Here is a 16,672-nt window from a genome sequence, read left to right on the forward strand (position 1 = left end):
ACAGCTGACCGAGTCGAATGCCGAATCCGCCGACCTCGTCGGCACCGAGGGTGGGGTACGGCGCACCGTGCTGCCCGGCGGGCTGCGCGTGGTGACCGAACACGTCCCCGGCGTGCGCTCGGCCTCCATCGGGGTGTGGGTGGGCGTTGGCTCCCGCGACGAAGGCCCCACGGTCGCGGGCGCGGCGCACTTCCTCGAGCACCTGCTGTTCAAGGCCACCCCCACCCGCTCGGCCCTCGACATCGCCCAGGCCATGGACGCCGTCGGCGGCGAACTCAACGCCTTCACCGCCAAGGAACAGACCTGCTACTACGCCCATGTCCTCGACGAGGATCTACCGCTGGCCGTGGAACTGGTCTCCGACGTGGTGCTCGACGGGCTGTGCCGGGCCGCGGATGTCGACGTGGAACGGCAGGTGGTGCTCGAGGAAATCGCCATGCGCGACGATGATCCCGAGGACCTGGTCGCCGACTCCTTCCTCACCGCGCTGTTCGGTGACCATCCGATCGGGCGCCCGGTGATCGGCACCGTCGAATCCATCGAGGGCATGCGCGCCGGCCAGCTGCGCGGCTTCCACCAGCGCCGCTACCGGCCCGACCGGATGGTCGTCGCGGTCGCGGGCAATGTCGACCACGACCGCACCGTCGAGCTGGTGCACCGCGCGTTCGCCGCGCACCTGGACAGCGCCGCCGCGCCCGCACCGCGCCGCGAGGGCACCTTCCGCGCCAAGGCCGAGCCGGGGCTGATCCGGATCAACCGCGACAGCGAACAGACCCACCTGGTGTTCGGGGTGCGCGCGTTCGGCAGGCACGAGGGCCGGCAGCGCTGGCCGCTGTCTGTGCTCAACACCGTCATCGGCGGCGGACTGAGTTCCCGGCTGTTCCAGCGCATCCGGGAGGAACGCGGTCTCGCGTACTCGGTGTACTCGAGTGTCGACACCTTCGCCGACACCGGCGCGTTCTCGGTGTATCTCGGCTGCCAGCCCGAGAACCTCGCCCAGGTCGCGACCCTGGCGCGCGAGGTGCTCACCGACGTGGCGGACAACGGCGTCACCGACGCCGAATGCGCCCGCGCCAAGGGCTCGCTGCGCGGCGGTCTCGTACTCGGGCTGGAGGACTCGGCGTCGCGGATGAACCGGATCGGCCGCAGCGAACTCAGCTACGGCAACCACCGCAGCGTCTCGGCCACCCTGGCCCGCATCGACGCCGTCACCACCGAGGAGGTCGGCGCGATCGCGCGCACCCTGCTCGCCCGGCCCTTCGGCGCCGCGGTCGCCGGTCCGTTCCGGCGTACCCGCGATCTGCCCGCGGCGGTGCGCAAGCTCGTCGACCGCTGAGGAATTCGCCTGTCAGTCCGCGGCGGCGCGGTTCGCGGCGTCGACGACCGCGGGCAGCAGTCCGGGCAGCGCCACGGCCAGTTCCTCGGTCCGCAACCGCTGGAACGTCTGGCCGTCGATGGTCGTGCGCTCGATCAGCCCCGCCTCGCGCAGGATCTTGAAATGGTGGGTGGCCGTGGATTTGTTGATCGCGTCGTAGAGCGCGGCGCACCGGACCGGGCCGTGCGCGTTGGCGAGCCTGCGCACCATCTCCAGCCGGACCGGATCGTGCAGGGCGCTCAGCACGGCGGGCAGCCCGGCGACCGGGGTGGTCTGCGCCGGGGGAAGGCCGTTAGCCTGCGTCATGATCTACCTCACTCCGGGGTTTGATAGTCATCATACTCGGCGTACGCTCGACGACGTTCGATGGTTGTCAAACTCACCTGATGGGGGCTGCGATGGCGGCGACGGCACTCGCTCCGGTCGAGTCGGGGCAGCGCTGGGCGTACGGGCTCGTGCTCGCGGCCAGCGCGGTGGCGCTCGGTGTGTCCGGGGCGCCCGCCCCGCTGTACGGCATCTACGAGACCCAGTGGCACTTCACCCCGCTCACCACGACCATGGTGTTCGCGGTCTACGCGGTGGCCGCGCTCGGCGCCGTCCTGGTCGCGGGCCGGGTCTCCGACGTGATGGGCCGCAAACCCGTGATCGTCGGCGCCTTCGCCACCATGATCCTCGGCCTGCTGGTGTTCCTGCTGGCCGACTCGGTCCCCATGCTGCTGCTGGCCAGAGCCCTGCACGGCGCGGCGGTCGGCGCCACGGTCGTCGCCGGTGCCGCGGCCCTGCTCGATCTGCGCCCCGACCGTGGGGCGCGCTCCGGGCAGCTCACCGGGGTGGCCTTCAATGTCGGCATCGGGATGGCCGTGCTGGGAACCGCGGTGCTCGCGCAGTACGCGCCCTCACCGCTGCGCACCCCGTACGTGGTGATCGCGGTGATCTGCCTGGCCGCGGCCGCGGGCCTGCTCGCGCTGCGCGAGCCGCACACCGCGCGGCGCAAGGCCCGCATCCGGATCGCCAAACCGGCGGTGCCGCACGAGATCCGGGTGGACTTCTGGTTCTCCGCGATCGGCGTGATGGCCGCCTGGTCGGTGCTGGGCGTACTGCTGTCGCTGTATCCATCGCTCGCCGCGGCCGAGACGGGCATGCACAACCTGGTATTCGGTGGCGCCGTGGTGGCGAGTACCGCCTTCGCGGGGGCGGCCTCGCAGCTGTTCGCCACCCGCATCCCAGCGCGTCGCGCGGCGATCATCGGTGACCTCGGCATGGCGGTCTCGCTGCTGGCCACCATCCCCGCGCTGGCCACCGCGCAGCCCGCCGCGGTCCTGCTCGCCGGCATCGCGCTCGGCGCCACCTTCGGGCTCGGTTTCGGCGGGTCGCTGCGGCACCTGTCGGAGGTCGTCCCGCCGCATCGGCGCGGGGAGACCATGTCGGCCTACTACCTGCTCGCCTACTCGGCGATGGCGCTGCCGACCCTGGCCGCGGGCTGGGCGGCGACCACCTGGGGGATCGCGACGGTGTTCCCCTGGTTCATCGTGCTGGTCTCGGTGGCCTGCGTCGGCGCCGCACTGCTCGGGCTCCGTGGAACCCGAGCAGCGGCGCGGTGACTAGCTGGGCCAGCCGCCGTAGGGAACGGTGATCAATTCCAGGAAATGGCCGTCGGGGTCGAGGAAGTAGACCCCGCGGCCACCGTCGTTGTGATTGATCCGACCGGCCCCGTGCTGCTGGGGATCGGCCCAATGATCGAGGCGGTAGCGCTGAATCTTGGCGTAGGCAGCATCGAATTCCTCCTCCGAGACGAGGAACGCGTAGTGCTGCGGCTGGATTTCGGTGACGTGCGGTGGCACCTTCGCGAAATCGACGGTGACCCCGTTGGCGGTGGGGAGCGAGATGAACGGACCCCACTCCGCCCCTACGTCCAACCCGAGGATGTCCGCCCAGAATTCGGCGGTCACCCGATGATCGCTACATCCGACGATGGTGTGATCGAACTGCACTGACAGTGGATTTCTCCTTGGTCCGTGACGGCCCCGACCCTGGGCTCGGTACAAGGCGGCCGACAGGAGCGCCGTCACGGGGGTCGAGATTAGCGCCGGATCGCGGATCGGGCAATGCGGTCGGCGGGTAGCGTCGCGCACATGAGGATTCGAGGAGCCGTTCTGGAAACGATCGCCGCGCCCGCACCGTTCGCCGAATCCCGGCCGATCACCGTGTGCGAGCTCGACCTGGCCGCACCGGGACCGGGGGAGCTGCTGGTGCGGATCGAGGCGGCGGGGTTGTGTCACTCGGATCTGTCGGTGGTCGACGGCAACCGGGTGCGCCCGGTTCCGATGCTGCTCGGGCACGAGGCCGCCGGGATCGTCGAGGAGGTCGGCGGTGGCGTCACCGATATCGTGGTGGGTCAGCGGGTCGTGATGACCTTCCTGCCGCGCTGCGGCGACTGCGCGGGTTGTGCGAGCGGCGGGCGCACCCCGTGCGCACCGGGCAGCGTCGCCAACAACGCGGGCGAGCTGCTCGGCGGCGGGCGCCGACTGCGCCGCGACGGCGTGGAGGTGCACCATCACCTCGGCGTCTCGGGGTTCGCCACGCATGCCGTGGTGGACCGGCGCTCGGTCGTGCCGGTCGACGACGATGTGCCGCCCGAGCTCGCCGCCGTCCTCGGCTGTGCGGTCCTCACCGGCGGCGGCGCACTGCTCAACGCCGCGAAGCCGGGGCCGGGCGACCGGATCATGGTGGTCGGGCTCGGCGGGGTCGGCATGGCGGCGGTGCTTGTGGCCGTCTCGCTCGGTCTCGGCGAGGTGATCGCGGTCGACACGGTGCCCGAAAAACTGCTGCTGGCAAGGGAATTCGGGGCGAGCGCGGCCTATACCCCGGCCGAGGTCGCCGCGGCGGGCAGCGTCGCGGACGTGGTCGTCGAGGCGGCGGGCAATGTCCGCGCGTTCGAGACCGCGGTGGCAGCCACCGCGCCCGGTGGCGTCACCGTGACGGTGGGTCTGCCTGCCCCGGACGCGACGGCGACCATCTCCCCGCTGGCCCTGGTGGCACAGGGCCGCACCATCGTCGGCAGCTACCTCGGCTCGGCGGTCCCCGCCCGCGACATCCCCGAATACGTCCGCCGCTGGCGCGCGGGCACCCTGCCGCTGGACAAGCTGGTCTCGGCCAGGATCGGGCTCGACCAGGTCAACCAGGCGATGGACGACCTGGCGGCCGGTGCCGCACTGCGCCAGGTGATCGTGTTCGACTGACGGAGGGTCTGCCTCGGCAGCGGCACGTGCGCCACTCTCGATCGTGCGGCAGTACATCGAGCAGCAGACCCGGCCGATGTCCGCGCTCCTTCCGTCATCCGCCCGCGTGCACGACCGGCCGTCCGTTGCGGGGCTGGGTGGGTCGATTGCTGTGCGCGAACAGCGATCGATAGGCGTCCACCTGGGCCGGTGACACCGCCACCGGGGTGTCGAAGACGATCCAGGACACGCCCTCGGTACACGGGGGAGTGGTGAGCGAACCGCGGTAGCGGAACTGGTCGCGCCGGGTGGGTAGTAGCGTGGCCGGGTCGATCGGTCCGACACCGGGAACCGAGTCGCCGGTGGCCGACGGCAGCGTTGTGAAGATCGGATCGAAGCGCCGCGCCCCGGCTTCGGGGCGCAGCAGGACACCGAGCACGGCCACCTGACCGGCGGCGCTGCGGTGAACCAGATGCAGTTCCATGGCCGAGCTGTCCCCGTCGATGGTGTGCTCGCTCGGCAGATGGAAGTGGAACTGGCTCAGTTCGAACGGAGTGCCGTCGACGACGAGCCGATTGCCGTTGCCCGCGGGCAGCTGGGCCTGCACGGTGTGGCCGTTGTTGCGCAGCTCGACCGGCACGGCGGACCCGTAACCGACGGCGATCCCCGCGGCCGCGTCGATCCGTTCGTGTCCGGGTAGATCGATCGGCGACTGCTCGCGCCCGGTGCCGCAGGCCAGGTAGTCGTGATCGAGCGCGGGCCACGCGCCGGGGCCATCGGCGTCGTAGTCCCAGTGTGTCGGGCGTGCGCCCGCGTCGTCGGCGGCGCAGGCGAGCACGCCCGCGACCAGTGCGACGGATCCGAGGAGCGCCCCGCGGCGGGACACCCGCCGCGCGGTGGGTGCGGTTCGCTCGACTCCGGCCATGCAGATCACCCCTTCGCAGCACGAGGCGGCGCCGCGGCACCGTCCTGGTGGCCGCGATGGCAGTCCGATTCGTCCTGCTGGCTACGAATGTCCTTCGCGCCCCGGCGATATCGCCGGAACGTGTGGATCGACGGTAGGGATCGCCGGGTCGTACACGCCAGACTCGGGGGCGGCGAGATATCTCACAGCGCCGGCGTCCCGACCGCCCGCGCGGTGCCCGCCTTCGGCGACGCGCCCACGGTCGGTACCCGGTTTCGGGTGGCGGGCCGCGACCGACCTCACCGAGGGGCACCGGCCGCAGCTCGATAGGCTTGGGCCAATCGGGAACGAGGCGAGGAGAAGCGGGTGACCATTCGGGTCGGAGTGCTCGGAGCAGGTGGCAAGGTCGGGCAGGCGATCTGCGCGGCCGTGGAAGCGGCGGCCGATCTGGAGCTGGTCGCCCAGGTCGACAAGGGCGACGCGCTGGAGACGTTCACCGAGACCGGCACCCAGGTCGTGGTGGACTTCACCCACCCCGACGTGGTGATGCCGAACCTGAAGTTCCTCGTCGAGAACGGCATTCACGCCGTGGTCGGCACCACCGGCTTCGACGAGGCCAGACTGGCCGAGGTCCGCGGCTGGCTGGACGCGCGGCCCGACGTGGGTGTGCTGATCGCCCCGAACTTCGCCATCGGCGCGGTGCTGTCGATGCGCTTCGCCGAGCAGGCCGCGCGCTTCTTCGACTCCGTCGAGGTCGTCGAGCTGCACCACCCGAACAAAGCCGACGCGCCGTCGGGCACCGCCTACCGCACCGCGGCGCTCATCGCCGCCGCCCGCGCCGAGGCAGGCGTCGGCGCGAGCCCCGACGCCACCACCACCGAACTCGACGGTGCCCGCGGCGCCGACGTCGAGGGCGTGCGGGTGCATTCGGTGCGCCTGGCCGGGCTCGTCGCCCACCAGGAAGTCCTGTTCGGTACCCAGGGCGAGACGCTCACCATCCGGCACGACTCCATCGACCGGAACTCTTTCGCGCCCGGCGTGCTGCTCGGGGTGCGCGAGATCGGTGCCCGCCCCGGCCTGACCGTCGGACTCGACCCGTTCCTCGATCTGTGAGCACCCCCGAACCCGCCGCGCGCCGACCCGACCGCGAGGTCGGGAAAATCCTCGCGGTCATCGCGTTCCTGGTACTGGCGCTGGGCTACTACTTCGTCCGGCTCGGCGGGGTGGCCATCGCCTACATCGCCGACGGCGGATTCGCCGGGATCGCGATCGGCATCGGCATGCTCGGCCTGCCGATCGTGGGTGTCTGGATCGTCTGGGCCACCCTGAAAGCCGCACTGGCCCACCAGCAGCTGGCCCGCCGCATCCACGACGAGGGCCTCGAGGTGGACACCTCGCAGCTGCCGCGTCGCCCGTCCGGCCGCATCGAACGCGACGCCGCCGACGAACTCTTCGCCCGGATGAAGACCGAATGGGAGGCCGACCCGGACAACTGGCGTTCCTCCTACCGGCTGGCCCGCGCCTACGACTACGCGGGCGACCGCGGCCGCGCTCGCGAAACCATGCGCCGCGCGGTGGCGCTGGAGAAACTGGACCGAGAGGCGTAGATGGCCCGGCTGCTGATCGTCCACCACACCCCGTCGCCGTACACCCAGGCGATGTTCGAGGCGGTGGTGGCGGGCGCCACCGACCCCGAGATCGAGGGCGTCGAGGTGGTGCGCCGCGCCGCGCTCGCCGTCACCGCCCCCGACGTCCTGGCCGCCGACGGCTACCTGCTCGGCACCCCCGCCAACCTCGGCTACATGAGCGGCGCCCTCAAACATGCCTTCGACACCTTCTACTACCCGTGCCTCGACTCCACCCGCGGGCGCCCGTACGGCCTGTTCCTGCACGGTAACGAGGGCACCGAGGGGGCGGAGAAGGGCGTCACGGCGATCACGACCGGACTCGGTTGGGTGCAGACCGCGGACTACGTGATCGTGTCCGGCAAGCCGGCCAAGGACGACCTCCAGGCGTGCTGGGAACTCGGCGCGACCGTGGCGGCCCAACTCATGGAATGAGCGGCGCCGTGGTTCTCCCCGCCCCGAATTCTGGCGGCTGACACACGCGGCCCGGATGCGGTAGAACTCGACACCGAGGTGCGCGGGCAGACCGCGGATGGTGTCGAGGATGGATGGTGAGCGAGTTGGAGCAGGCTGCGCCGGTGCGGCGGATCGGGTTGGTCGAGGACCACGAGTCGGTCGCGATCGGGCTGGCGGCCATGCTCGGGCCCGAGCCCGATCTGGACCTGGTCGCCACCGCCGACTCGGTATCCGGGCTGCTCGCCGCCACCGACGCGCTCGACCTGGTGGTGCTCGACCTGCGGCTGCCCGACGGGTCCACCCCGGAAGACAACGTCAACGCGCTACGCGAACGCGGCATCGAGGTGTTGGTGTTCACCGGTGCCGACAACGCGTTCCTGGTGCGCTCGGCCGCGAAAGCCGGCGTCCTCGGTGTGGTGCGCAAGTCCGAGAGCGTGGCGACCGTGGTGGCGGCGGTGCGCCGGGCCGCCTCCGGCGAACAGGTCGTCACCACCGACTGGGCGGCCGCCATCGACGGCGACCCGCAGCTGTCCGATGTGGGGCTCAGCCCGCGCCAGGAGGAAGTGCTCATGCTGTACGCCTCGGGGGAGAAGGCCTCGCGGGTGGCGCGGCTGACCGGGCTGTCCGAGCAGACCGTGAACGACTACCTCGGCCGGATCCGGCAGAAGTACGCCGACGCGGGCCGCCCCGCCCCCACCAAGACCGATCTGTACAAACGCGCCGTCGAGGACGGCTGGCTGCCGGTGCCGGAACGGCAGCAGCGCACGTGACCACGGCGGTCCAGGAGCGGACACCGGGCACCGGGGACTCCGACCTCTCCCTGGCGGCCACCGACCAGATCCTGCGCAGGCTGGGGATGGTGATCGGGGTCGGCGCGATGATCGTGATGATGCTGGAACTGCCTGCGGTGCTCGTACAGCAGGAGAACCTCTCGGTGTGGCCGGAGGTACACCTGGTCGGCGCTTATCTGCTGTTCGCGCCGCTGGCGGCGGTGTCGGTGGGTGGTCCGGTCACCGCCATCCGGCGGATCGCCGCCGGGGCGGCGATGTGTTACTCGGTCGCGACGGTGCTCACCCCGCTGGTGTACTCGGTGGTCTCGATCGGCTCGTTCGCCTCCTGGCCCTATCGCGGGCTCGCGCTCGGCGCGATGGCGGCCGGGCTGGCCTGGTCGGCGCGGATCGCGATCGGCTGCACCGCGGTGCTCGCCGTGGCGACCAGTGTGTCCAACGGCCTTGTGGTACCCGACAGCTCGGCCTGGGACGTCGTCGGCGACATCACCAGGGCACTCGGGGTGGGCGCGCTCTTCCTGTGGTGTGTGATCTACGCGCGGACCGCCGCCGACCGGGTCGACCGGGAGAAGACCGAACAGCGCACCAGGGCCGCGACCGTCGCGGCCACCGCGGCACGGGAGCGCGAAGGCGCGCGCTTCGCAGCGCTCATCCACGACGGTGTGCTGTCGACGCTGCTGGAAGCATCGCGCGCGACCGGCTCGTCCGCGGTGCTGCGCGACCAAGCCGCCCGCACCCTCGACCAGCTCGAACAGGCCCGCGGCGCCCCCGAGATCGACCACCTCGACGCCGCCGCCGCGGTGGAGTTCCTGCGTGCGGCGGTGCGCGAGGTGGATACCGGGCTCGAGGTGCGCGCGGCGCGGCGCGGAGCCGACCTGTCCTTGCCGATGGAGGCGGCCCAGGCACTCGGTGCCGCGCTGAGCGAGGCTGTGCGCAACAGCCTGCGCCATGCGGGAGCCGCGGGCCGCGAGGTCCGGCGCACGGTGTCGGTCGCCATCGCGACCGGGGGTATCCGGGTGGTGCTCACCGATGACGGCGCCGGGTTCGACCCCGCGCGGATCCCGGTCGACCGGATGGGGATCGCGGGCAGCATCCTGGGCCGGATGCGGGCCCTGGCAGGAGGTGCCGCGTTCGTCGAGTCCGCGCCGGGCGCGGGAACCGTGGTAACCCTGGTGTGGGGCAGTGATGGCTGAGCGGGAACAGCCGTTCGGCATGCGCGACCTGCTCGGGCTCAGCGACGGCATGGCCTGGCTGTTCGTGGTGATCTTCGAGGCCACCATCGTGCTGTACCTGCGGGTGAATTTCGATATCGCGCCCGCGGTGCCCGCCGCCCTCGCGTTGGCATCGATGGCGACCGCGGCGCTGGTGGTGCTGGTCTGCCCGGTCGACCCGCTGCCCTGGCCCGCGACGGTGTACGTGGCCTGCGCGGGTCCGGTCGCGATGGCGCTGTCGGTACCGTGGATCGAGAATCCCTCGGGGTTCTCGCACCAGATGTGGACCGCGTACCCGACCTCGTATCTGCTGGCGATGCTGGTGCTGCGCGGCCGCATCCTGCCGGCCTGGGCGGGGGTCGCGGCTGCGGCCACGGTGCTGGTGACCATGGGCGTGTTCACCACCTGGCATCCGGAGACCGCGGTGCGGGCGCTCACGCCCATCGCGACCGTCGCCGCGGTGACGGTGTTCATGGCGATTCTGCGGCCCACCCAGCGTTCGCTGCGCGAACTGCGCCACCAGGCTACCGACCGCGCCGCCACCGAGGCGGCGCTGGCCGCGGCCACCGCCGAGCGCGACCGGCAGCTGGCCCGGCTCGATCTGCTGGCTCGTCCGATGCTGGCCCGCATCGCGGCGGGCGAGGAACTGACCGCCGCCGAACGCGAACAATGCGGACTGCTCGAAGCCGAACTGCGCGACGGGCTGCGCGCCCCCGATCTGGTCACCACGCGGCTCAGCGCGGCGGCCCGCGACGCGCGCGCCCGAGGGGTCGAGGTGACGCTGCTCGACGACGGCGGCTTCGGTGGCGTATCCAGCAGCGTGCGCGCGGAGGTGATCGAGGCGGCCGCCGGTGAGCTCGATGGCGCGACCGCGGGCCGGGTGACGGTACGGGTCCTGCCGGTCGGGCGTCGCTGGGTGGCGACCGTGCTGGCGACCGGCCCCACCGGCGACCGCCGCCTCGAGATCGACACCGCGGGCACGGTCAGGATGTCGACCTGAGCGAGCGGACGCAATGCGCGGACAGGCACCGCCACGTGGTGAAGCCCTGCAAGGCCGCAGGCGAAGGGACGCGCGAACGGCGGGCCGGCGCGGCCGCCTCGGCTGTCGTGCCTGCGGTGAGCCATGGCGAGACGCAGGCACGAGCGCGGCGAATCTGTCGGACCCCTCTGCCAAGCTGAGCGAATGCAGCGGATGAATGCGGCGACGGCTCGGCGGATCGCGCTGGCCGCACAGGGTTTCGGAAAACGCAGGCCGACCAAGCCGAATCGGCGGGCCGTGCTCGATGTGGTCGCCAGAACCCGGCTGCTGCAACTGGATTCGGTGTCGGCGGTGGTGCGCGCGCACTACGCGCCGGTGTTCAGCCGGATCGGCCCCTACGACCGCACCCTGCTGGAACAAGCGGCCTGGAGCGACAGCGCCCGCGCCCGCCGCGGGCTGGTCGAGTACTGGGCGCACGAGGCCGCCCTCATCCCGGTCGCGGACTGGCCGCTGCTGCGCTGGCGGATGGCCGAGTACCGCCAGGGCCGCTGGGCGGGGATGCGCAAGGTGATCGACCGCAACCCCACCCTCGGCAAGGACATCCTCGATGTCGTCACCGAGGTCGGCGCCGCCAGCGCGGGAGAGATCGAACGCCACCTTGAGCTGGACAAGCCGCGCCCCAAGGGCACCTGGTGGAACCTGTCCGACACCAAGATGATCTGCGAACAGCTCTTCGCCGCCGGTGAGCTGTCCATCGCCCGCCGGGCCGGTTTCACCCGGCACTACGACCTCACCGAACGCGTCGTCCCCGCCGACGTCCGCGACCGCGAGATCGGCGAGGAGGAGGCCGTTCGCGAGCTGATCCGCCGGTCGAGCCGCGCGCTCGGCATCGGCACCGAGCCCGACCTCCGCGACTACTACCGCCTCAACCGCCGCCAGAGCGCCCCCGCCATCGCCGATCTGGTCGACGCGGGGGAACTGATTCCGGTCACCGTCGACGGCTGGGACGTGCCCGCCTACCTGCACCAGGAGGCGAGCACACCCCGCCGGATCACCGGCGCGGCGCTGCTGTGCCCGTTCGACCCGCTGATCTTCTTCCGGCCACGCACCCAGCGGATCTTCGATTTCCACTTCCGCATCGAGATCTACACGCCCGAACCCAAACGCGTGCACGGCTATTACGTCTTCCCGTTCCTGCTCGACGGGCAGCTCGTCGGCCGGGTCGATCTGCGCGCCGAACGCGGCACCGGCAGACTGCTCGTCCCCGGCGCGTTCGCCGAACCCGGACATCGCACGCCCGAGACCGCGCAGGCGCTGCGCGGCGCGCTACGGGAGATGGCCGACTGGCTCGCGCTCGACGAGATCGTCATCGGCGAGCGCGGCGACCTCGCCCCACTGCTGTGAGCGGGCCAGCTACCAGTTCTTGGGGCCCTGGCCGCGCATCTGATCGCGCAGCGCGCCGCTGACCGCACCGGACAGCCACGAGTTCAGCGACTGCCCGTTCTGGGCGGCGGCTTCCTCGGCCTTGGACTTGAGCTGTTCGACCAACCGCAGGGTGACCCGGCTGATATCGCCGGTCATCTCCTCGAAGGTCGGCGGCTCCGCCGACCCCGACGGCGTGTTCTTGCGCACGTCGGCCACGGCGTCGGTGCCGTCCAGCCGCACGTGCACGGTGCGGTCACCGAGCTCGGTGCTGATCTCGGCGGCCAGCTCCGACAGCGCCGCGAGCAGCACGAGCCTGCTCGAGCTCTCCACCGCAGCGGCCAGTGCGGCGGCGGTGGCCTGCGTCTTCTCGTCGCCGAGGGCGGCCGCGGCGATCAGTTCCTCGCGCAGCCGCGCGGTATGAGCGTTCAGATCCATGACATCAGTCTGACGTCGGCTATGACATCATGCAAGGTCGCGATGATGTCATCGATGCTCGGCGTGTCGGCGAAAATCACCCACCGGCAGCCGGATCGGCCGCTAGGGTGTCGAGGCTCGACCGGGGACCGGGTAGCCTTTGCGACCATGACGAACGGTGAATCGACGCCAACGGAGCTGCAGGCCTCCGGCACGGTAGGTGTCGCGATGGTGACCCCCTTCAGCGCCGCGGGCAAGGTCGACATCGATACCGGGGTCGCCCTGGCGGCGCGCCTGGTCGATCGCGGCGTCGATCTGCTGGCCATCTCCGGCACCACCGGCGAGTCACCGACCACCACCGAAACGGAGAAGTCCGACCTGCTGCGCGCCGTGGTCGACGCCGTCGGCGACCGCGCCACCGTGATCGCGGGCGCGGGCACCTACGACACCGCGCATTCGCTGGAACTGGCGCGCGCGGCCGAGAACGCGGGCGCGCACGGTCTGCTCGTCGTCACCCCGTACTACTCGCGCCCCACGCAGGAGGGGCTGATCGCGCACTTCAGCGCGGTCGCCGACGCCACCGCGCTGCCGGTGACGCTCTACGACATTCCGCCGCGGTCGGTGGTGCCCATCGCCATCGACACGATCCGCAGGCTGGCCGATCACCCGAACATCGTCGCCGTGAAGGACGCCAAGGGCGACCTGGTCTCCGGCGCCGACCTGATCGCGACCACCGGCCTGGCCTTCTACTCCGGCGACGACGGGCTCAACCTGCCCTGGCTCTCGGTCGGCGCGACCGGCTTCATCAGCGTGATCGGCCACCTCGTGCCCGATCGGCTGCGCGAGATCCACTCCGCCTTCACCAGCGGTGACGTCGTCCGGGCCAGGGAGATCAACGCGACGCTACTGCCGCTGTTCGCGGCCATGACCCGCCTGGGAGGTGTGGCGATGTGCAAGGGAGCTCTACATCTGCTCGGTGTCGACGTGGGTGAACCTCGGTTGCCCCAGCTGATGCCGACACCGGCGCAGCTCGACGCGCTGGCACTGGACCTGCAAGCTGCGGGGGTGACGGCATGACCGAGCCCACCGGCCGCAAGCCGCGCCGTCGCTCCGCAAGCCGCGCCGCGGGCGCGCCCGAACCGATCCCGGTGACACCCCCGGCCGCCGAACCGACGCCCCGGCCCGCCGAACCGGTCGCCGAGATCGTCGCCGAGGCCGAGCTGGTCGGTGCCGCCGAGGTCGGCACCGAGCTGATCAGCGTGCCAGAGGAGCAGGCCGCCGCCCCGAAGAAGACCGGTACGCGCCGCGCCAAGAGCAAGCCCGCCGAACAGGCGCCGCAGCAGCCCTCCCGCGGTGGCCGGGGCAGGCAGGGCCGTGGCCGTGGCGCCGCGGCCACCGCCGAGCCGCGCGAGCAGGCCGCCCAGGACAAGCTCGGTGCCCCGCCGAAACTGGCGAAGAACGGTCTGCGGGTGTTCGCACTCGGCGGCATCGGTGAGATCGGCCGCAACATGACCGTGTTCGAATACGGCGGCAAGCTGCTGATCGTCGACTGCGGTGTGCTGTTCCCCGAGGACCAGCAGCCCGGTGTCGACCTGATCCTGCCCGACTTCCGGCCGATCGAGGACCGGATGGACGACATCGTCGCCATCGTGCTCACTCACGGTCACGAGGATCACATCGGCGCGGTGCCGTTCCTGCTGCGCAACCGCCCCGACATCCCCGTGATCGGCGCCAAGTTCACCCTCGCACTGGTGGCAGCCAAGTGCCGGGAGCACCGGCTGCAGCCCAAGCTCATCGAGGTCGCCGAGGGCGAGACCACCGTGCACGGGCCCTTCGAGTGCGAGTACTTCGCGGTCAACCACTCGATTCCCGATGCCATCGCCGTGGCGATCCGCACGGCCGCCGGCGTCGTGCTGCACACCGGTGACATCAAACTCGACCAGCTGCCGCTGGACGGCCGCCTCACCGACCTGGCCGGCTTCTCCCGGCTCGGCGACGAGGGCGTCGACCTGTTCCTGGTCGACTCCACCAACGCCGAGGTCCCCGGCTTCGTCACTCCCGAACGCGAGATCGGCGGGGTGCTCGACAATGTGATCGGCAAGGCGCGCAACCGCGTGATCGTGGCCTCGTTCGCCAGCCACGTGCACCGCATCCAGCAGGTCGTCGACGTGGCGCAGAAGTACAACCGCAAGATCTGCTTCGTCGGCCGCTCGATGGTGCGCAATATGCAGATCGCGCAGGACCTGGGCTACCTGACGGTGCCCGACAACGTGGTCGTCGACCTCGACGCCGCGGCCAACCTGCCCGGCAACCGGCTGGTGCTGATCTCCACCGGTTCCCAGGGCGAGCCGCTCTCGGCACTCGCCAGGATGGCCCGCGGCGATCACCGGCAGATCAACATCCGCGCCGACGACCTGATCGTGCTGGCCTCCTCGCTGATCCCCGGCAACGAGAACTCGGTGTTCGCGGTGGTCAACGGCCTGGCCCGGCTCGGCGCGACCGTCATCACCCAGCAGAACGCGAAGGTGCACGTCTCCGGCCACGCCTCGGCCGGTGAGCTGCTCTACCTCTACAACGCGGTGCGCCCGACCAACGCCATGCCCGTGCACGGCGAATGGCGGCACCTGCGCGCCAACGCCGCGCTGGCGGTGGCGACCGGGGTACCGGAGGAGCGCGTGGTGCTCGCCGAGGACGGTGTGGTGGTCGACCTGGTCGACGGGATCGCCTCGATCGTCGGCCGGGTCCCGGTCGGGCACGTCTACGTCGACGGTCTCTCCGTCGGTGACGTCGGCGAATCGACCCTGTCGGACCGGCTGGTCCTCGGCGAGGGCGGCTTCATCGCCATCACCGTCGTCATCGACGCCACCACCGGCAAGGCGGTCAGCACCGAACTCAACGGCCGCGGCTTCTCCGACGACCCGACCGCGCTCAGCGGCGCGAACGAACTGGTCGACGCCGAACTGCTGCGCCTTGCGGGCGAGGGCATCACCGACACCCACCGGATCGCGCAGGGGGTGCGCCGGGTCGTGGGCCGCTGGGTCTCCGACACCTACCGGCGCCGTCCGATGATCGTGCCGACGGTCCTGGGCGTCTGAGCCGGATCGAAACCGCCGGGTGACCGTGTCGCCCGGCGGTTTCGTCGTCAGCGGGTCATTCCTGGCAGGCCGCGGAGTCGAGCTCGGCCGACTTCACGATATTGCAGGCGAAGACGTGGGAGACCTTCCACGATTCGCCCTCGGCGACGAAGTCCACGAACGCGTCCTGGACCGGCGTGCCGTCGATGGTGACATCGGCATCGGCCTTGAGTTTGCCGTCGGCCGGATCGCCGACGTTCGTGATCGCGACGGTGACGTTGTTGCGCTCGGCCGCGTCGACGAACTTGTCGACCAGCATCGGATCCTGGTCGGCGTCCTCGATGTAGGTCTTCTTCTCCTCGGCGGTCAACTGCCCGGCCAGCGCCTTGTTGATGCGGCCGTTGAGTTCCTCGACGGTCGGCTTGGGCAGGTCGGGCGGTGTGGTGACCGCGAGTTCGCCCCCTTCCTCCTTGTCCTGCTTGGTGTCTCCCGATTCGAACGCGGTCGCGGCGGTGGTGGTCGCGGCGGCCTCGCCGGTCGAACCGGAATCGGATCCGCACGCGGTGAGCCCCAGCGTCGCGACGATCGCGACGAGGGCAGCGGCGGTCTGCATCGGACGGATTTTCACTTCCAACTCCCGGATACTGGTCGATACGAGGCGGGCTAGAGCTGGTAACCGCTGGTGCAGTTCCAGTGCTTGATCGAGGCACGGCCCGGATTGTTGTTCAGCGCTTCCTGTTTCGCGCCGCGGATGGTCGCCGCGGAGCCGTAGCTCCACCAGCCGCGCGAGATCGCGATCGCGCCGCAGCCGTTGCGGTAGGAGACCTTCACGTCGCAGCCGCCGCCACCACCGCCGCGTCGGCAGGCCGCCAGCGCGGCCGCGCCGGCATCGGCGAAGCTGCCGTAGTCGGTGGCGTATCCGTAGACCCCCGGTCGCACGGACACCGCGATGGCGCCGTAGTTGCTCGACTGCGCCTGTGCCGGAGCGACATGCCCGGCGAACATCGCCGCGGCGGTGGCACCGAGCACAGCCGCGCTGGTGAGCATTCTCTTCACTTGTTGCTTCCCCTTCGTAAGCAATGGGTCGATGACCCGATGGAGCGCAGTCAACGTACCGGCCTGTTCCGGGTTCACGCCACCGGTGTCCGCAGGTCAGGGCCCGGATTGCAAGGGTTCGACAAGGATTCGGCAAGCCGGGGACCG

At 71.0% G+C, this 16,672-nt stretch carries 18 protein-coding genes; 12 read left to right on the forward strand and 6 right to left on the reverse strand.

Features of this window, described 5'->3' with window-relative positions:
• The first annotated feature begins 4 nt into the window (after positions 1-4).
• Complete coding sequence (locus ACFOW8_RS17095) at positions 5-1,336, forward strand: M16 family metallopeptidase (RefSeq protein WP_378552061.1); 1,332 nt, start codon at positions 5-7, stop codon at positions 1,334-1,336.
• A gap of 12 nt (positions 1,337-1,348) precedes the next feature.
• Here ACFOW8_RS17095 and ACFOW8_RS17100 read toward each other — a convergent pair whose 3' ends face one another.
• Positions 1,349-1,681 carry an ArsR/SmtB family transcription factor gene (locus ACFOW8_RS17100; protein WP_378551606.1) on the reverse strand — a complete coding sequence of 111 codons (333 nt, stop codon included), beginning with the start codon at positions 1,679-1,681 and terminating at the stop codon, positions 1,349-1,351.
• Between the two features lie 80 nt (positions 1,682-1,761).
• Here ACFOW8_RS17100 and ACFOW8_RS17105 point away from each other — a divergent pair, with 80 nt between their 5' ends.
• Complete coding sequence (locus tag ACFOW8_RS17105) at positions 1,762-2,976, forward strand: MFS transporter (protein WP_378551607.1); 1,215 nt, start codon at positions 1,762-1,764, stop codon at positions 2,974-2,976.
• On the opposite strand, the gene ACFOW8_RS17110 is transcribed toward ACFOW8_RS17105, so the two are convergent.
• The gene (locus tag ACFOW8_RS17110; protein ID WP_378552063.1) at positions 2,977-3,372 is read right to left on the reverse strand and encodes a VOC family protein; all 396 of its coding nucleotides are present in this window, start codon (positions 3,370-3,372) and stop codon (positions 2,977-2,979) included.
• A 135-nt stretch (positions 3,373-3,507) separates the two neighbouring features.
• Here ACFOW8_RS17110 and ACFOW8_RS17115 point away from each other — a divergent pair, with 135 nt between their 5' ends.
• Complete coding sequence (locus ACFOW8_RS17115; RefSeq protein WP_378551608.1) at positions 3,508-4,614, forward strand: alcohol dehydrogenase catalytic domain-containing protein; 1,107 nt, start codon at positions 3,508-3,510, stop codon at positions 4,612-4,614.
• Positions 4,615-4,708: 94 nt separating this feature from the next.
• Here ACFOW8_RS17115 and ACFOW8_RS17120 read toward each other — a convergent pair whose 3' ends face one another.
• The gene (locus ACFOW8_RS17120) at positions 4,709-5,518 is read right to left on the reverse strand and encodes a carbonic anhydrase (RefSeq protein WP_378551609.1); all 810 of its coding nucleotides are present in this window, start codon (positions 5,516-5,518) and stop codon (positions 4,709-4,711) included.
• Between the two features lie 345 nt (positions 5,519-5,863).
• Between ACFOW8_RS17120 and dapB the strand changes: the two genes are divergently transcribed.
• The 7 genes from dapB to ACFOW8_RS17155 all read left to right on the forward strand — a co-directional run bounded on the left by dapB (position 5,864) and on the right by ACFOW8_RS17155 (position 11,960).
• Positions 5,864-6,610, forward strand: a complete 747-nt coding sequence (gene dapB / locus ACFOW8_RS17125) for a 4-hydroxy-tetrahydrodipicolinate reductase (RefSeq protein WP_378551610.1) — start codon at positions 5,864-5,866, stop codon at positions 6,608-6,610.
• Entirely contained in the window at positions 6,607-7,104 is a 498-nt protein-coding gene (locus ACFOW8_RS17130) for a hypothetical protein (protein WP_378551611.1), read from the forward strand. The genes dapB and ACFOW8_RS17130 overlap by 4 nt, the downstream gene beginning before the upstream one ends.
• The gene (locus tag ACFOW8_RS17135; RefSeq protein ID WP_378551612.1) at positions 7,105-7,557 is read left to right on the forward strand and encodes a flavodoxin family protein; all 453 of its coding nucleotides are present in this window, start codon (positions 7,105-7,107) and stop codon (positions 7,555-7,557) included. It begins immediately after the preceding gene.
• Positions 7,558-7,670: 113 nt separating this feature from the next.
• A complete protein-coding gene (locus ACFOW8_RS17140) occupies positions 7,671-8,348 on the forward strand; it encodes a response regulator transcription factor (RefSeq protein WP_378551613.1) in 678 nt (225 codons plus the stop codon).
• Positions 8,345-9,559 carry a sensor histidine kinase gene (locus tag ACFOW8_RS17145; RefSeq protein WP_378551614.1) on the forward strand — a complete coding sequence of 405 codons (1,215 nt, stop codon included), beginning with the start codon at positions 8,345-8,347 and terminating at the stop codon, positions 9,557-9,559. Before ACFOW8_RS17140 ends, ACFOW8_RS17145 begins: the two co-directional genes overlap by 4 nt.
• On the forward strand, positions 9,552-10,577 hold the full coding sequence (locus ACFOW8_RS17150; protein ID WP_378551615.1) for a hypothetical protein: 1,026 nt from the start codon (positions 9,552-9,554) through the stop codon (positions 10,575-10,577). The genes ACFOW8_RS17145 and ACFOW8_RS17150 overlap by 8 nt, the downstream gene beginning before the upstream one ends.
• A gap of 183 nt (positions 10,578-10,760) precedes the next feature.
• On the forward strand, positions 10,761-11,960 hold the full coding sequence (locus tag ACFOW8_RS17155) for a winged helix-turn-helix domain-containing protein (protein ID WP_378551616.1): 1,200 nt from the start codon (positions 10,761-10,763) through the stop codon (positions 11,958-11,960).
• A 9-nt stretch (positions 11,961-11,969) separates the two neighbouring features.
• Here ACFOW8_RS17155 and ACFOW8_RS17160 read toward each other — a convergent pair whose 3' ends face one another.
• Entirely contained in the window at positions 11,970-12,416 is a 447-nt protein-coding gene (locus ACFOW8_RS17160; protein WP_378551617.1) for a hypothetical protein, read from the reverse strand.
• Between the two features lie 147 nt (positions 12,417-12,563).
• On the opposite strand from ACFOW8_RS17160, the gene dapA reads away from it, so the two are divergent.
• Positions 12,564-13,472, forward strand: a complete 909-nt coding sequence (gene dapA, locus ACFOW8_RS17165) for a 4-hydroxy-tetrahydrodipicolinate synthase (RefSeq protein WP_378551618.1) — start codon at positions 12,564-12,566, stop codon at positions 13,470-13,472.
• Complete coding sequence (locus tag ACFOW8_RS17170; protein WP_378551619.1) at positions 13,469-15,490, forward strand: ribonuclease J; 2,022 nt, start codon at positions 13,469-13,471, stop codon at positions 15,488-15,490. The genes dapA and ACFOW8_RS17170 overlap by 4 nt, the downstream gene beginning before the upstream one ends.
• Before the next feature lie 55 nt (positions 15,491-15,545).
• On the opposite strand, the gene ACFOW8_RS17175 is transcribed toward ACFOW8_RS17170, so the two are convergent.
• The gene (locus tag ACFOW8_RS17175) at positions 15,546-16,082 is read right to left on the reverse strand and encodes a hypothetical protein (RefSeq protein WP_378551620.1); all 537 of its coding nucleotides are present in this window, start codon (positions 16,080-16,082) and stop codon (positions 15,546-15,548) included.
• Positions 16,083-16,132: 50 nt separating this feature from the next.
• Positions 16,133-16,516, reverse strand: a complete 384-nt coding sequence (locus ACFOW8_RS17180) for a DUF4189 domain-containing protein (RefSeq protein WP_378552065.1) — start codon at positions 16,514-16,516, stop codon at positions 16,133-16,135.
• Positions 16,517-16,672: the final 156 nt, after the last annotated feature.

The organism is Nocardia rhizosphaerae (assembly GCF_042650365.1).
GTDB lineage: Bacteria > Actinomycetota > Actinomycetes > Mycobacteriales > Mycobacteriaceae > Nocardia > Nocardia rhizosphaerae.

What these genes read in the sequence shown, in the direction of transcription:
- ACFOW8_RS17175 (WP_378551620.1), bottom strand. Translation starts at nt 16,082, where the DNA reads ATGCAGACCGCCGCTGCCCTCGTCGCGATCGTCGCGACGCTGGGGCTC.
- ACFOW8_RS17115 (WP_378551608.1), top strand. Translation starts at nt 3,508, where the DNA reads ATGAGGATTCGAGGAGCCGTTCTGGAAACGATCGCCGCGCCCGCACCG.
- ACFOW8_RS17100 (WP_378551606.1), bottom strand. Translation starts at nt 1,681, where the DNA reads ATGACGCAGGCTAACGGCCTTCCCCCGGCGCAGACCACCCCGGTCGCC.
- ACFOW8_RS17155 (WP_378551616.1), top strand. Translation starts at nt 10,761, where the DNA reads ATGCAGCGGATGAATGCGGCGACGGCTCGGCGGATCGCGCTGGCCGCA.
- dapA (WP_378551618.1), top strand. Translation starts at nt 12,564, where the DNA reads ATGACGAACGGTGAATCGACGCCAACGGAGCTGCAGGCCTCCGGCACG.
- ACFOW8_RS17150 (WP_378551615.1), top strand. Translation starts at nt 9,552, where the DNA reads ATGGCTGAGCGGGAACAGCCGTTCGGCATGCGCGACCTGCTCGGGCTC.
- ACFOW8_RS17170 (WP_378551619.1), top strand. Translation starts at nt 13,469, where the DNA reads ATGACCGAGCCCACCGGCCGCAAGCCGCGCCGTCGCTCCGCAAGCCGC.
- ACFOW8_RS17180 (WP_378552065.1), bottom strand. Translation starts at nt 16,516, where the DNA reads ATGCTCACCAGCGCGGCTGTGCTCGGTGCCACCGCCGCGGCGATGTTC.
- ACFOW8_RS17160 (WP_378551617.1), bottom strand. Translation starts at nt 12,416, where the DNA reads ATGGATCTGAACGCTCATACCGCGCGGCTGCGCGAGGAACTGATCGCC.
- ACFOW8_RS17140 (WP_378551613.1), top strand. Translation starts at nt 7,671, where the DNA reads ATGGTGAGCGAGTTGGAGCAGGCTGCGCCGGTGCGGCGGATCGGGTTG.
- ACFOW8_RS17135 (WP_378551612.1), top strand. Translation starts at nt 7,105, where the DNA reads ATGGCCCGGCTGCTGATCGTCCACCACACCCCGTCGCCGTACACCCAG.
- ACFOW8_RS17120 (WP_378551609.1), bottom strand. Translation starts at nt 5,518, where the DNA reads ATGGCCGGAGTCGAGCGAACCGCACCCACCGCGCGGCGGGTGTCCCGC.
- ACFOW8_RS17105 (WP_378551607.1), top strand. Translation starts at nt 1,762, where the DNA reads ATGGGGGCTGCGATGGCGGCGACGGCACTCGCTCCGGTCGAGTCGGGG.